The 15,631-nt window shown below is 41.7% G+C and carries 13 protein-coding genes and 1 pseudogene; 8 read left to right on the top strand and 6 right to left on the bottom strand.

Features of this window, described 5'->3' with window-relative positions; genetic code table 11:
- Positions 1-99 precede the first annotated feature (99 nt).
- Positions 100-336: pseudogene (locus H6G41_RS30055) on the bottom strand (serine/threonine protein kinase); the annotation flags it as partial.
- Between the two features lie 138 nt (positions 337-474).
- Positions 475-846 carry a hypothetical protein gene (locus H6G41_RS30060; RefSeq protein ID WP_190751483.1) on the bottom strand — a complete coding sequence of 124 codons (372 nt, stop codon included), beginning with the start codon at positions 844-846 and terminating at the stop codon, positions 475-477.
- 191 nt (positions 847-1,037) lie between these two features.
- Between H6G41_RS30060 and H6G41_RS30065 the strand changes: the two genes are divergently transcribed.
- Complete coding sequence (locus tag H6G41_RS30065; RefSeq protein ID WP_190751485.1) at positions 1,038-2,306, top strand: ATP-binding protein; 1,269 nt, start codon at positions 1,038-1,040, stop codon at positions 2,304-2,306.
- Positions 2,307-2,377: 71 nt separating this feature from the next.
- A complete protein-coding gene (locus H6G41_RS30070; protein ID WP_190751487.1) occupies positions 2,378-4,405 on the top strand; it encodes a tetratricopeptide repeat protein in 2,028 nt (675 codons plus the stop codon).
- Between the two features lie 74 nt (positions 4,406-4,479).
- On the opposite strand, the gene H6G41_RS30075 is transcribed toward H6G41_RS30070, so the two are convergent.
- The 4 genes from H6G41_RS30075 to H6G41_RS30090 form a co-directional block, all read right to left on the bottom strand.
- Positions 4,480-5,337 (bottom strand): oxygenase MpaB family protein, encoded by an 858-nt coding sequence (locus H6G41_RS30075; protein WP_190751489.1) that lies wholly within the window; start codon positions 5,335-5,337, stop codon positions 4,480-4,482.
- Positions 5,338-5,435: 98 nt separating this feature from the next.
- Positions 5,436-6,566: a CO2 hydration protein gene (locus H6G41_RS30080; RefSeq protein ID WP_190751491.1), complete on the bottom strand. Its 1,131-nt coding sequence runs from the start codon at positions 6,564-6,566 to the stop codon at positions 5,436-5,438.
- Between the two features lie 176 nt (positions 6,567-6,742).
- A complete protein-coding gene (locus H6G41_RS30085) occupies positions 6,743-8,242 on the bottom strand; it encodes an NADH-quinone oxidoreductase subunit M (protein ID WP_190751493.1) in 1,500 nt (499 codons plus the stop codon).
- A gap of 170 nt (positions 8,243-8,412) precedes the next feature.
- The gene (locus tag H6G41_RS30090; protein WP_190751495.1) at positions 8,413-10,269 is read right to left on the bottom strand and encodes an NAD(P)H-quinone oxidoreductase subunit F; all 1,857 of its coding nucleotides are present in this window, start codon (positions 10,267-10,269) and stop codon (positions 8,413-8,415) included.
- Between the two features lie 591 nt (positions 10,270-10,860).
- Between H6G41_RS30090 and H6G41_RS30095 the strand changes: the two genes are divergently transcribed.
- The 6 genes from H6G41_RS30095 to H6G41_RS30120 all read left to right on the top strand — a co-directional run bounded on the left by H6G41_RS30095 (position 10,861) and on the right by H6G41_RS30120 (position 15,582).
- On the top strand, positions 10,861-11,169 hold the full coding sequence (locus H6G41_RS30095; protein WP_009457333.1) for a carbon dioxide-concentrating mechanism protein CcmK: 309 nt from the start codon (positions 10,861-10,863) through the stop codon (positions 11,167-11,169).
- Between the two features lie 93 nt (positions 11,170-11,262).
- Positions 11,263-11,607, top strand: coding sequence for a carbon dioxide-concentrating mechanism protein CcmK (locus H6G41_RS30100; RefSeq protein WP_010995041.1), 345 nt, complete (start codon positions 11,263-11,265; stop codon positions 11,605-11,607).
- Positions 11,608-11,613: 6 nt separating this feature from the next.
- Positions 11,614-11,916 (top strand): EutN/CcmL family microcompartment protein, encoded by a 303-nt coding sequence (locus H6G41_RS30105; RefSeq protein WP_045871876.1) that lies wholly within the window; start codon positions 11,614-11,616, stop codon positions 11,914-11,916.
- Positions 11,917-12,072: 156 nt separating this feature from the next.
- Complete coding sequence (locus tag H6G41_RS30110; protein ID WP_190751497.1) at positions 12,073-13,725, top strand: ribulose bisphosphate carboxylase small subunit; 1,653 nt, start codon at positions 12,073-12,075, stop codon at positions 13,723-13,725.
- A gap of 140 nt (positions 13,726-13,865) precedes the next feature.
- Positions 13,866-14,651 carry a transferase gene (locus H6G41_RS30115; protein ID WP_190751499.1) on the top strand — a complete coding sequence of 262 codons (786 nt, stop codon included), beginning with the start codon at positions 13,866-13,868 and terminating at the stop codon, positions 14,649-14,651.
- Between the two features lie 157 nt (positions 14,652-14,808).
- Positions 14,809-15,582, top strand: coding sequence for a BMC domain-containing protein (locus tag H6G41_RS30120; protein ID WP_190751501.1), 774 nt, complete (start codon positions 14,809-14,811; stop codon positions 15,580-15,582).
- The last annotated feature ends 49 nt before the right edge of the window (positions 15,583-15,631 follow it).

Genomic DNA, 15,631 nt, shown 5'->3' on the forward strand with positions numbered 1-15,631 from the left:
TATCAATTCCAATTCCTTTGAAATTAGCGATCGCTTGTGGGTGAAAAATCATCTTGACCCTGATGAGGAAAAACTACGGGTTTCAAGTTAGACGAGGTTTATATACTGATGCTTACACTTTTGAAGCTTTAAAGCCTCCCGCAAAAACATCGTGTTTAACCTTTCGTGTTCAGATGGACTTAGGGAATTGAGCAAGTCATCGTTTAAGGATTTAATAACTAAGCGATCGCCATTTTTATTTTTTACCAAATAAGTGATGCCAAAGCGCCCCCTTCCTAATTCCCTTTCAATCGTATATTTACCACCTTGCAATTGATAGCCAGCTACCCAAGCCATCGTGAAAACTCCCAAAATACATAGATTAATTTTCACATAACAGACTCTTGAAAGCTTGAGTTAGTTTCTTCTCAGAAGTCCGTAGACGCACAGCCGCTTGTCAGCAGATATCGCTCTTTTCTTCGCCCAATTGCTAAACTAAAAAACAACCCTTACCCCTGCAAAGGTAGTATTATGACCACAGGAAAGGGTTTTCAGCTTCGCAATAGCCGCTTTGGATACTAAAATAGCCGTTTTGGATACTACAATAGCCACTTCGGATACTACAATAGCCGCTTCGGACAAGACAATAGCCGCTTCGGACAAGACAATAGCCACTTCGGACAAGACAATAGCCACTTCGGACAAGACAATAGCCGCTTTGGACAAGACAATAGCCACTTCGGACAAGACAATAGCCGCTTCGGATACTACAATAGCCACTTCGGATACTACAATAGCCACTTCGGACAAGACAATAGCCACTTCGGACAAGACAATAGCCACTTCGGCGATCGCAATAACTAACACCTAAGTAGCCCGAAGCTACGCTTTCCCACAGTGACAGTTTATGGGGTTGCTGATTATCGCGACAGGAAGATGCGATACCTTCGGTGGGCTTCGCCAACGCGTCAACAAGCTAATAATGTAATTAGATTCTCAGCTATACAGCTAAAATTCAGCTAACTATTGATTATTAACTATTGACCTAATTTAGATTAATGTCACAAAATCCCTTCTATGTTGGTGGCCCGGTACCTCCAGATTACTTTTTCGGGCGTAATTCTGAAGTAAGAACCGCTTTCGATCAAATTTCTCGCCGCGCTCACCTGGCTATCTATGGTAGTCCTGGTATGGGTAAGTCTTCCCTCTTGAGATACTTAGCTTCACCTGTAGTTTGGCAAGCGCGGGGACGAGATGCAACTAAAGCATTCATCATTTCTATTAACTGTACGGGGATAAGTCCTTTCACCCCCTCTGGTTTCTGGCGCGAAATCCTTAGTTTGTTGCAAGATGAAGCTGAAGGTGACGAAGCACTCCAAACTGAGATTAAGCAGTTATTAAAGGAAGATAAGGTAGAAAAAGGCGATTTGCGGCGGATGCTGCGGAAAATTGGGCAGCGTGAAAAGTTCTTGTTACTGTTATTAGATGATTATGATGCAGCCCTTCACCCCAATGACCAATACACGGAAACGCAAATGCTCACTTTCTTGAGCGAGTTCCGCGATTTAGCAGTTCACAGTAATGAAGGTAAATATCTCTCAACTATTGTTACCACCTTTCGCCGCCTCAATGAACTAGGGCCGACTATTACCCCTGGTGGTTCACCTTGGTATAACCATTATCTTTTCCGTCTCCTGAGACCATTACCTCTGAATGAAGTTAATGCTAGGCTGAACATACCCATTCCTAGTAACTTAAGAGCAGGTGTTTTAGATATCATTGATGGACATCCAGCACTACTGCAAAATGCTGGTTATCTACTCTATGACAGTATCCAAGCTGGACAAACTCCTAATCTGCAAACTTTTACCCGAGATTTTGAAAGCGCTACGGAGCAATATTTCCGCGATACCTGGAGATTTTCTACAGAAGAAGAGCAGATTTTGTTAATGTTAATTGCACTGGTAAGACTGCAAGGGCGTTTAAATAGAAACACACGCTATGCTTTAGGGGATATTGATTTAGTTTTTAGCCAAAGGAGCCGAGAATTAATTGATTTGGAGGAAAGGGGTGTAATTCTGCGGACATTTGAAGAAGGTAAAAGCGTTTACGTTTTTAATTCATCGATGATGGAATGGTGGGTGATTCAAGAAATTTACCATACCAATGAAGCGCAACTAGAAGGAAGGGAGAAAGTATTTCTCAATTTGATGAGCCGAGAACAAGCGAATACAGTTAAAAAAGCGATCGCTTGGGTATGGCAACATCAAGATATAGTCCAGTCTTTAGTATGGATTGTGCGTAAACTGGGGGGCGATCCTACTTGAGAAGTAATTGTCACCTGTCTTATGCTTAAGTTACAGACTGATCTACTTCCTCTGGGGAGGGTTTGGCGAGAATGGTGTCTGCAAGCGATTGGGAAGATAATCCTTACATTATTGGTCGCCCAATTTACGAACCAGAGTTATTTTTTGGCCGTGAAGATTTATTTAATTTTATCCACGATAATCTCAATAAACGGGCACAGGTAATTTTACTGCATGGTCAGCGCCGAATTGGCAAGTCTTCTGTACTGTCGCAAATTCCTAACTTTATTAAGTTAGAGCAATTCTTGTTTGTACCTTTGTCTTTAGAAGGTAAAAGTCAAAAGCCTTTGAGTGAAGTTCTTCATGAATTAGGCAGAGATATTATTGATTATCTCGAATTATCTCAACGCCAAGTTTTGCTGCCAACAAAAACTGATTTAGCAGAAGATGCGCAACTATTTTTCAATAATTTCTTACCGCAAATTTATCAAGTAATCAAAGGTAAGAATTTAGTTCTTTTGCTGGATGAATTTGATGTTTTAGGTGATTCTGAGGAAGATTCAGCCGTTTCTCACTTTTTTCCTTGTCTTCAATCAGTTGTTTATTGGCACAAAGAACTTTATATTATTCCAGTCGTGGGAAGACAATTAGATGATATGCCTAACTTACTCAGTTTATTTAGGCAAGCTCCCCATCGTGAAATTGGTTTGCTAGATAGACACAGTGCAGAAAGGCTAATTGTGAAACCTGCTGCGGGAATTCTCAGATATGAAACTGATGCAATTGATGCAATTTTGCAACTATCAGCCGGACATCCTTATTTTACACAAGTTGTTTGTTTCGCCCTATTTTCTCAAGCTAGGGATGAGCAACGCTGGCTGGTAAATCGCCAAGATGTAGAAAATATTATCGACTCAGCGATTGAAATTGGCGAAGCTGGTTTAGCATGGTTCCGCGATGGCTTACCAATTGCAGAAAGAGTGGTGTTTTCCGCCGCAGCCCAAGCGCAACAGCAAACAAATGCGGTAGTTAAAGGCGAACCTTTAACGCATTTGGTACAGTGTGGTGTGGTGTTAACTGAGCCATTTCATACAGCAGAGGAACGCTTGCTAGAATGGGGATTTTTCAAGCAATTAGGAACGTCTGGACTACCAGAGTTATATTATTTGAATAATTACAAAGTTACCGTTGAGTTAGTTCGGCGTTGGCTAATTAAGCGGTATCCATTGCGCAGAGAAATTTGGGAATTAGCTAAACTTGATTCACAAAGCGATCGCATTTATCAACAAGCAACAAAATTATATCAAAATAATCATATAGAAAACGCGCTAAAGCTATACGAACAAGTATTGCAGATTAACCCCAATCACTTTGATGCACTATTTCGACTGGCGGAAGTATGCATAGATGTGAAAGATTTTGACGCCGCTGTAGAACTTTATGCAAGAGCTTATAAAGTCGATCCAATCCGTAATAAAGAAGGATTTGTGCAAGCTTTGCTCAGTTATGGACAAGAATTAATGGAGCAAGATAGATTTGAAGCAGCTAAAGAACAATTCCGTCAAGCGTTAATTCTTCAGCCTGATAATATAGTGATTCAAGCAGCTTTAGTTGCAGCGCAAGAAGAAACAAAAATTTCTCGCAGTGGTGAGAGATTTGTGATTACTAATGGTAAATATGTAGAAAAGGTAAGTGATGCAATAATTATTAGTCATCCCATTAATATTGGCGAGCAAAGTATTTACATTAATCAAGGTATTGATTTAGGCGAGGTGACAGTTACTGATGCTACTTATTTAGTGAATAATAGTATTGCCCAATTGCAAACTTTAGATGTACCAGAAGCTATGAGATTGGCGAATTTACTCCAACAGTTGCAAACAGAAATCGTCACAAATAGAGAGTTAGAACCAGAAGATAAAGCAGAAGCTTTAGAGCAGGTAATTGCATTAGCTGAAGCTGGAAAATATCCAGAGGAAGGAAGAATGCGACGGATAGCTAGAACTTCTCTGAAGATTTTGATAGGTACGCTTGCAGGTTTACCTAGTTCGGCAACTTTAGTAAGAACTGCTAATCAATTATTACCTGCAATATCTAAGTTATTAAATTTGAATTTGTAAGATTTTTTTCCTCACGCAGATGCTCCGAGGAGAAAGGAAAAGTTTTTGGCGTTTTTTTGTGGATTGATAAAACTTTACCGTTTTTTATTTGCTTCCGGGCCTATATTAGCTATATCGTAACCATTGGGATAACTACGAATAGGATGATCTATAAAGAAATATGGCTGATTTCGCGGTGGGAAGAGACGTAATAATCTCGCCCGGATTTTCAGGAGATTTGCTAAAAGCGATCGCAAAAATGGGGTAGGATATTCAAACCCAAAAGCATCGAGCATAGTTTCATCAAGTAAGGCATAAACTAAAGGCTTTAAAGTAAAACTCATCCATCCGGGAAACCAACTCAAAAATAAATCGCGGGTGGCTTCGCCTATAAGTTTATTGGTTGGTGAATAACGAAAGTTAGCTTTTTCGTAGTCGTGGTGATATTGTGCAAATTCTTCATAGGTTTCCGGGATATTTTGGATATCCATCCGCTTACCTACTTCCCGCCAAAAGTAAAAAGCTGCTAATTTTTCTTGTTCGCACATTAAGCGCCAACCAAAACTCTCATTCCAGTAAATTGGAACGTAAATAAAGGTAGAGAGTACATAAAGAAAATCAGCATTATCAATTTTAAAGCGTCCGTGGATCGCATTCATGCGTTGCATTGCTGCTTTACCGCGATCGCTATCGTAACCCCATTTGCCAATTTCCCCAACAATTATACCTGTATCGTCGTAGCGTTTTTGCGGACGGCGATAAAATTCCCCTGTCTTATCCAATAATTTAGAAATGCTGGGAATACAATAAGTTCGCATTAACGCCACTTCCAGCGCTCTTGTCATCTCCCAAGGAAATTCGTAACCAATCATGAGATTATAAATCTGGCAATGATCTCTGAGAGGATCGAGTGTTTGAATCAGATGGAGATTTTTGTAGCGCTTAAAAAGCATCTGAGATTTTCCTTGCGCTCAAGCAAATAAATCTCAATGATTATACCAGATTTTTCCTCTAAGGGTGGGGTTTCCCTACCCTTTAATGATGCGTTGTTTTATTGATTAACCTCCAACAAACGAGAAGCTTGGAACCGTTCCATCCACTTTTCTAAATAAACTTGATTCGCTTTTTGTTCTGATGGATCTTCACTATCTAAAGGATAAGGCATCAATCCTAAAATCGCGGCTGTAGTGACGCAGAACATCGATTTTTGGAAGGTAATACAAATTTGTACTCGCAAATCATCTTCACCACGAGGATTGCGGCGATATACTTCATGCAAATATTCTGGTAGATAATGCCGCATATCTTGCATTAATAAAGTGGGAGGAATACCAGCACTACCAATAGGTAAAGGATCGGCATATAATGCACCATATTGAAAGCGTGCTTGATCTGGGGGAATTTGATATGCTTGAGCATTGTATGTCACTGTTCCAGAAAAAGGAGTTCCCCGAAAGAAAACGGCTTCAACGTAAGGTATTGCTGTATCGGCTAAGAAGGTTAAACCTAGTTTCTTTGGCAGAAGTTCATAAACTTTGTTACCAATTTTTACTGCGTAAGTAATTGGTCGAGTTGCATCTGCAACTAACCCAGCTTTAATATGTTCTACAACTTGGGGAATTGTTTTAATTTCTCCTCTGTCATAGCGGTCTGATAAATCTAGGAAGATATCAGCCATTACTCGCCAAAATTGCCCCAAACCACTATAATATGCAGAGACTCGCAACTGTTCAATTAAGAATTCAGGAAACAGTTGATTGATGCCTAATACGAAGGGATTATTTTTAAATTTAGCAGCAATTACAGCTTGGGCTATTTGCTGAAATTCATTAGTATCCAAATATTGATCTAGTCCACCACCACCATGCCACATCATGGACTTCATACAATATTCGGCATATTCAAAATTAATTCTATCATGCCACCAATGACGGAATAATTTTTGCCAAGAAAATTCGCCATTAAAGTATTTAAAAAAGGGAAAAAATACGAGAAATTGGTGGTCAGCAATATATATCAGATTTTTTGAGTAAGCATCTAAAACTACGCCATAACTTTTGAGAATTCCAACTACTTCTAAAACATTTTCTGGACTATCAGCAAGTAGTGCTTCTCCTGTTTGTAGGCGTTTTATATATTCAGCCAGTGGGTTGTTATGGGGCTTGTTTTGAATAGTTACCATGATGATTTCTCCCAGGAAGTAAGAAAGTAAAAATGATATTTAGTCAACTAACGATTTCTTATTAATAATTTTGAATTAAAGATTTTTGATTAACGGTTCATTAGTGATTATTCAGCAACTTGGTGATGGGGTTTGTAGTTAGAAGAGTGTAATACTACAAACCCCATATCTGTATTTTAGTTTTTGCCAGTCCGCTCTAAGGCTACCGTGGCTACGGTATGTTGTGTATTTACCATTGCAGTGATTGTTGGTTCACTCCAGCGCGCTAACCAAGCAGGTTGGATACCAAAAATCACAATTACCACAGCTAAAATGATCGAGGGTAGGCGATCGCTCCAATACACCCGTGGTAAATTTATAACTTGGGCAGATAAGCGCCCAAAAAATGCTTGATTCACCAAAATTAAGAAGTAAACAGCTGTCAAACCCGTCCCAATCATACATAACAGGGTTTGCACCGGGTAAGGTGGGAAACTACCGCGAAATATGACAAATTCGGAAATAAATCCAATCATTCCTGGTATCCCCGCACTAGCCATCACTCCTAAAACCATTAAACTACCAATTAAGGGCATACCTTTTTCTGGATTTAGCAGTCCCCGGATGACATCTAGGTTGCGACTACCTGCTTTTTTATACACAACTCCTACGAGTAAAAACAGTAGCGCAGAAATCAAGCCGTGGCTGACCATCTGCATCACAGTGCCTAAAATGCTTAATTGTGTAGCCGCCGCCGCTCCTAAGAGGATATAGCCCATGTGTCCAATGGAACTATATGCCACCATTTTTTTCATATCTTTTTGAGCGATCGCGCAAGATGCACCATATAGTACACTGACTACAGCCCAACTTGCTAACCAGGGAGCTAAATAACTCCAAGCTTCTGGTAACAAGTTCATGCCAAATCGCAATAAGCCATAAGTTCCCAATTTCAACAATACCCCGGCTAATAGCACCGAAATTGGTGTAGAAGCTTCTACGTGAGCATCTGGTAACCATGTATGGAAGGGAACTAAAGGAATCTTAATGCCAAAGCCAATTAAAATTCCGCCTAATAACAAAAGTTGCGTTGCTAATGGTAAATTGGTGGCATTCAAAGAAGCGAGAGCAAAATTAGGCGCACCACTCAGCCAAACTAAACCGAGGAAACTTGCTAAAATCAAAATCCCTGAGATAGCAGTATAAATCAAGAATTTCGTAGCTGCATAACCCCGTTTTTCTCCACCCCAAATTGCAATCAATAGGTACAGGGGTATGAGTTCGACTTCGTAAAACAGGAAGAATAGCAACAAATCCTGAGCGATAAACGCACCAGTTACCCCAGCACTTAATAGCAGTATCAACGAGTAATACAATCTCGGTCGTTGCAGAGATTCATCACTGCTGTAGATGGCAATGCAAGTTAACAGGCCGTTCAAAACTAGCAAAGGCAAGGATAGACCATCTACCCCTAGATTATAATTCAAACCTAAAGCATCTACCCAAGGCAGGAATTCTACAAACTGTTGACTAATTTGCCCTGGATTAAATTGAGTTGCTAAAATTACCGACCAAACAAAGGCGATACCAGCAACTACCAAAGCCACCCCACGGGAGACTTTAGCATTCATCCCTGGAGGCCAAAACCCGATTACAGCTGCACCCAATAATGGTACTAAAATCAACGCACTCAGCATACACAGAACTAATTAAGGATATGGTGAAGGGAAAAATGACAAGGGGGACACACTACCCTGCGGGAACGACTTCGTCGAACGACTGCGCTCAGTGACCGGGAGACAAAGAAGACAAGGGAGAAAAATCAGTCTTAACTGTTAACCCTTGACTACTGACCACTGACTATTGACTAAAAAGGCAACTTATCCAGTAGTCCTAATGACCAGCTAATGAAAAAACCCAGGATGCTGACGACGAAGAGAATGGTCAACATATAACCTTGGGATTGTCCAGAAACGCTGTACTTTAAACCTTGCCCACTGAGTATGGCAGCAAATCCCACCAAGTTGACTACGCCATCGATCAAATAGCGATCGCTCCAAGCGGAAATTTTCGATAGTATGGCTACAGCACTGACTATGGTCACTTTATACACTTGGTCAATGTAAAAGTCGTAACCTAACAAGTCCTGGATAAATCTCCATGCCAAGATTCTCGACCTCGACCATGCTTTGTCTAAATACATCGTCGCGCCAATAGCTACACCTAGCAGCGTTGAAGAGATTAACATTGCCACTACGTACCAATTCACACTTTCCCAATCAGGTAGTAAGTACCATTGCTGAAGCATGACTGGTAGTAACAGTGTAAGGATGGTTAAAGTTACCATTGGGAATGCCATCTGCCAACCGACTTCTGGCGCACGGCGGGTTTTTTGTTGCGGTTTATCCCAAAAGATATATCTAAATACCCGGGTTAAATTTAATGCTGTCAGTCCATTGACGATGATTAATACCCCAATCACCCAAGGGCTAATATTCACAAAACCATCAGCCCAGGCCAGCATTGCCCAAAAGCTACCCAATGGTAGTAAGGTTACCATCCCTGCTGAACCGACTACATAGGCAGTGGTTGTAGCTGGCATCCGCGACCACAAACCGCCCATTTCTGTTAAATTTTGGGTATGGGTAGTAGAAATGATGGAACCTGAACTCATAAATAATAGAGCTTTAGCGATCGCATGAGTTAGCAGCAACATCAAGGCTACACCACCTTGCTGCAAACCCATTGCCAAAAACACCAAGCCCATGTATGCACTGGTGGAATGAGATAGTGCCCGCTTAATATCAATTTGCGCTAAAGATACTAGAGTTGCCCCAATTGCCGTCACCGTACCCATAATTACCAAGGCATTTAATGCCACTGGGGACAGTACCAACAAAGGCTGCATTTTATATAGCACATAAGCGCCCCCCGCTACCACTAATGAGTTCCGTAACACAGAAGCAGGGTTAGGACCTTCCATTGCTTCATCTAACCACAGATGTAAGGGAAATTGGGCACATTTACCCGCAGGCCCGGCAATTAAAGCCAATCCTAACAAAGCCGAAGTCACTGGATCTAAGGTAGCTGTTTGCGCCCACTCATACAAATCGGAAAAGTTCAAACTACCTGCTAGATAAGAAAGGGTTACTACCCCCATCAGCAGTAATAAATCTCCTACTCGTTTCGTCCAAAATGCATCTCGCGCCGCTGTCACCACCAACGGTTGTGCATACCAGAATCCCACTAGTAAATATGTGGACAGGGTCAGGACTTCCAATAGGGCATAGCTCAGAAACAATGAATCACTAATGGCTAAACCACTCAGCGCGGCCTCAAAAAATCCAATTAGCCCAAAAAACCGCGCCAAGGCCCAGTCTTTTTCCATGTAGCCGAGTGCGTAAATTTGGGCTAAGCAACTTAACCCAGTAATTAAAACCGTCGCCCCAATACTCACTGGGGAAATATCTAAAGCGAAGGATAAATCTAAATCTAAGACTTGGAACCAGTTGAAGATGACAGTTTCTGGTTCTTTATCCCAGATATTTTGAAATATCAACAGACTATGGACGAATGCCGCAATGGTCGTCAACAAGTTGAAGTATGCTGCTGGTCTTGGCCCTGTTCGGCGAATAATTCCTATTGCCCAAGGCAATGTCAAAATAGCACCTATTAAACCATAAAAAGGCACAAACCAACTTGTAATGTAGAGAAAATGATCCATTTAAATTTCCTTTGACGACTCAGTATGGAATGCCTCGTTTTAAAACAACTTTTCTTAAATATATTTTCTCTAATTAGCTTGACATTAGACAGGGAGCAAAATTGAAATATAACAGAATAAAAATCTTTAATTTCTGAAGTACAGTTTAGTTGTAGTATGAAAATTCCTACTTATACATTGCCAATTTATAGATGATATTATAAAAACTTATATAACTTTTAGGCTATGCTTGGATAAGCAAGATAAAAGCAGAAAAGACAGTGTACATCGACCATCTAGACTTCTGCTACCCCTTTTAATTAGAAATTACAAACTTTATTAATCTAAGTTTGACAAATGTAATTAAAAAATTATAAAGCTGAATTGACCACTCTAGCAATCCGTGAAATTTCATTAACCAAATGGCAGCATTAATTTTTGTTAAGTTTTCTTAAACAATTTTATTATAAACTATTATAGTGATTTATATTGCCAGGAACGCCAAGCTTTCCTATGCTTATTTTGGAAGTGTTTTCTTAGCTCAAGATGAGCTTCCCCGTCAAAAATTTCAAAGCACAGTACTGATTGGATTAATTTTGTAGGAGTTCTGCGATGCCAATTGCAGTTGGAATGATTGAGACTAAAGGCTTCCCCGCAGTAGTAGAAGCTGCTGATGCGATGGTGAAAGCCGCTCGTGTAACATTAGTAGGATATGAAAAAATTGGTAGCGCACGAGTCACAGTAATTGTGCGGGGAGATGTATCGGAAGTGCAAGCCTCAGTTGCCGCTGGGGTGGAAGCAGCCAGAAGAGTCAACGGTGGTGAAGTAGTATCAACTCACATCATTGCCCGTCCCCACGAAAACCTCGAATACGTCTTACCGATTCGGTATACAGAAGCTGTAGAACAGTTCCGCACGTAAAAAACCCATTAAACGATAATTGATTAACGGGGTTGCCTTCTTGAGTGCTTTGTGTTGTCCAGAGATCAAAACTGTCATTAAGGATGAGAACTAATGTCGATTGCAGTAGGAATGGTAGAAACGCTAGGCTTTCCAGCAGTAGTAGAAGCAGCAGACGCGATGGTGAAAGCAGCTCGCGTCACCTTAGTAGGCTATGAAAAAATCGGTAGCGGTCGAGTTACAGTCATTGTTCGCGGAGACGTATCAGAAGTGCAAGCCTCAGTTGCCGCTGGGGTGGAATCAGTGAAGCGAGTTAACGGCGGACAAGTTTTGTCTACCCACATCATTGCTCGTCCTCACGAAAACTTGGAATACGTGCTGCCAATTCGTTATACAGAAGATGTAGAACAATTCCGGGAAAATGTAAACGCCATTCGTCCTTTCGGCAGAAGACCATAACTTGTAATGCAAATTGCTAAAGTTCGTGGGACAGTAGTTAGCACGCAAAAAGAGCCAAGTCTTCGAGGTGTGAAACTACTGTTGTTGCAATTAGTAGATGAAGAAGGGAACCTTCTGCAAAAGTACGAAGTAGCAGCAGATATTGTTGGCGCAGGAGTAGATGAGTGGGTACTTTTCAGTCGTGGTAGTGCTGCTCGTCAAGTTCCTGGCAACGAAAATCGTCCGTTAGATGCAGCGGTAGTGGCGATAATTGATACTATTCATGTCGAAGATCGTCTCATTTACAGCAAAAAAGACCAATATAGATAGTCATGAGTCATGAGTCATTGGTCATTGGTCATTAGTCATTAGTCATTGGTCATTAGTCAACAAACAAATGACAAACAACAAAGGACAAATGACAATTGACAACTGACAACTGACAACTGACAACTGACAATTGACAATTTTAGGAGGAATCTCGCGATGGCAGTCAGCAGCACGGTGGCACCCCCAACCCCGTGGTCGAGGAACTTAGCTGAGCCAACAATCCATGACAGCTCATTTGTACATTCGTTTTCCAAAGTGATTGGAGACGTACGCATAGGTGCAAATGTCATCGTTGCTCCGGGGACTTCGATTAGAGCGGATGAAGGTACACCTTTTTTCATTGGTGAAAATACTAATATTCAAGATGGTGTAGTAATTCATGGGTTAGAGCAAGGCCGAGTAATTGGTGATGACCAAAAAGAATACTCGGTCTGGATTGGAAAAAATGCTTCTATTACCCATATGGCCTTGATTCACGGGCCAGCTTATGTTGGGGATAATTCATTTATTGGCTTTCGCTCTACGGTATTTAATGCCAGGGTGGGTGCAGGTTGCATTGTGATGATGCACGCTTTAATTCAGGATGTCGAAATTCCCCCTGGTAAATATGTACCTTCGGGAGCGATTATTACTAATCAGCAGCAAGCCGATCGCTTACCAGATGTGCAAGCGCGAGATCAGGAATTCACCCATCACGTAGTGGGAATTAATCAGGCACTACGCGCTGGCTATCTGTGTATGGCAGATAGTAAATGTATTACACCCATTCGGGATGAAATAAAAAAATCTTCTACAAGAAATGGCATTACTGTTTTAGAGCTGGAAAGGAGTAGTGAAGTGGCAAGCGGTAGTTTGAGTGCAGAAACAATAGAGCAATTACGCTATTTGTTACAGCAAGGGTATAAGATTGGCACGGAACACGTAGACCAAAGACGGTTCCGCACTGGTTCTTGGACTAGTTGTCGGCCGATTGATGCGAGATCTTTGGGTGAAGCGATCGCTGCTTTAGAAGGTTGTGTAGCAGATCACGCAGGCGAGTATGTGCGTTTGTTCGGTATCGACAATGGTAGACGGCGCGTGTTAGAAACCATCATCCAACGTCCCGATGGCACAGTTGCTACACCAGCCACCTTTAAAGCACCAGCTGCTCAATCTAACGGTAGCTACAGAGCTAATACTAACGGGAACGGAGCAGGTAACGGACGCATCAGTGCAGAAACCGTAGAACAAATCAGCCAATTGTTGGCAGGTGGTTACAAAATTGGTACAGAACACGTAGATGAGCGTCGCTTCCGTACTGGTTCTTGGCAAAGCTGTCAACCGATTAACTCTAACTCCACCAATGAAGTTATTGCGGCTCTAGAAGACTGCATCAACAATCATCAAGGTGAGTATGTACGTTTAATTGGTATTGATACTAAAGCCAAGCGTCGGGTATTAGAAAGTATTATCCAACGTCCCAACGGCCCTGCTCAACCATCTAGCAGCCAGAAGTCCTCCTTTAGCAGTGGAGCAACAGCAACAGCAACAGCACCTGCAACTAGCACCCGTTTAAGTGGCGAAGTAGTAGAACAGTTGCGGCAATTGCTCGCATCTGGGAATAAAATCAGCATTGAACATGTAGACCAAAGACGTTTCCGCACTGGTTCTTGGACAAGTACTGGTACAATTCAAGCTAATTCGGAGAGAGAAGCGATCGCAGCGATAGAAGCGAACTTGGCAGAATACCAAGGTGAATACGTGCGTCTAATTGGTATCGATCCTAAAGCTAAGCGTCGGGTGCTGGAGAGTATTATTCAACGCCCATAACATTGAAGTAGAAAGTATAAAGGATGAAGTATAAAATGTGATTTTTCATCCTAGCCTGCGGCAAGCCACATTTTCAGTGACTACATCCTTTATATATTCCTCAATTTCTCATTTTTCCGGCTTCCGAGGTGACAATTTCCATGTCTGTGCCGCCACTGCGCCTCAGCAATAACTTTGACTCTTATATTAGTGGCGAGGTGACTATTCATCCTAGTGCAGTACTCGCACCAGGGGTGATACTCCAAGCGGCTACAAACAGCAAAATCATCATTGGCCCAGGAGTCTGTATTGGGATGGGTTCGATTCTGCAAATTCATGAAGGAACCCTAGAAGTAGAAGCAGGAGCAAATTTGGGAGCCGGTTTTCTCATGGTTGGTCAAGGTACAATCGGCACAAATGCTTGTATTGGTTCTGCAACTACAGTGTTTCACTGTTCAGTTGCACCCGGACAAGTAATTCCCCCTGGTTCAATTTTGGGAGACTCCAGTCGGCAGATTGAAGCAAAAAAAACGGAACCAGCAGCAATTAATGCTTCTAGCAATACCCAAGGGACAAGAGAGCAAAAGACTTTGATTGGTAGGCAAAGAGACAAAAGTAAAAGTAGTCATGGGAAAAAAACTACTTCCTCCACTAGCGTCTCTGCGGGATTTTTCTTAGAATTACAACATCAATCTAGTTCTGAATCTCCACCCGCTACTCCAGAGGCAAATGAATCTCCAGATGTAGAAGAAAACCCTACTTTGGGTGCTTCTAATTTAGAAGCAGCAGCAGTAGAATCAAAAGAATCTAATGAACCTGCTACCGAATCACCCAACAGTTTTGGGACGCAAATTTATGGTACAAGTAGCATTCAAAGACTATTAGTGACATTATTTCCCCATAGGCAATCTCTAAATGAACCCATCTCTGACGATCAGTCTGAATAAGTGTTAATTGTAAGATGTCATCTGATGTATGAAGGATGAGGATGGATGATGAATTATGAATTATGAAGGATGAAATTCCTGCTAATTCAGAACTTTAATTTTCATATATTTTTATCCTTGCACCTTTATCCTTTCTGTGAGTATCCGGAGACTTCACATGGAAACATCTAATCAAAGAGCTATTAGCACTGTTCAGGCTTCGCGTCGGCGAGATCTCCTCAAGGACACTGCTTTGGGTATGGTATCTACTCTGAGTTTTCCCGCAATTGTCGGGACAGCGGATATGATGCTGAAATCAGCCGGGGTACATTTAGTTGGCTATGAAAAAATTGGTGGTGGTCATTGTACAGCTATTGTTCGTGGTGGTATCGCTGATGTGCGTTTGGCTGTAGAAGCTGGCGTGCAAACTGCCGAACAGTTTGGTCAATTGGTGTCTAGCTTAGTGATTCCCCGTCCTTACCCTAATTTAGAGATAGTACTCCCAATTACCACTACGCTCAGTAAAATTATGGAAGATGGCAGTTATAGTCGTTTGAGTAACCAAGCCGTTGGGTTGGTGGAAACGCGGGGATTTCCGGCAATGGTAGGAGCCTGTGATGCCATGCTAAAATCAGCTGATGTGCATTTGGCAGCTTATGAAAAAATCGGTGCTGGGTTGTGTACAGCCATTATTCGTGGATCTGTAGCCAATGTTGCCGTAGCAGTGGAAGCAGGAATGTATGAAGCTGAACGGATTGGGGAATTGAACGCTGTAATGGTGATTCCTCGACCATTAGATGAATTGGAACAGACGCTACCACTGGCAAGTTGCTGGATAGAACAACGTCAACCCATCAACATACCTGTAAATATTAGAGAGCAAGTTGCGGAACTTGAAACGCTTGAGTTACCAGATTTAGCACAGTTACCCGTCAAAGTTTTGGAAGAATGATGAATGGTGAATGATGAATTAGGAATTATGGATCGTAGGCAATCCGCAT

Origin of the sequence: Tolypothrix sp. FACHB-123 (assembly GCF_014697075.1) — a bacterium.
Classification (GTDB): domain Bacteria; phylum Cyanobacteriota; class Cyanobacteriia; order Cyanobacteriales; family Nostocaceae; genus Aulosira.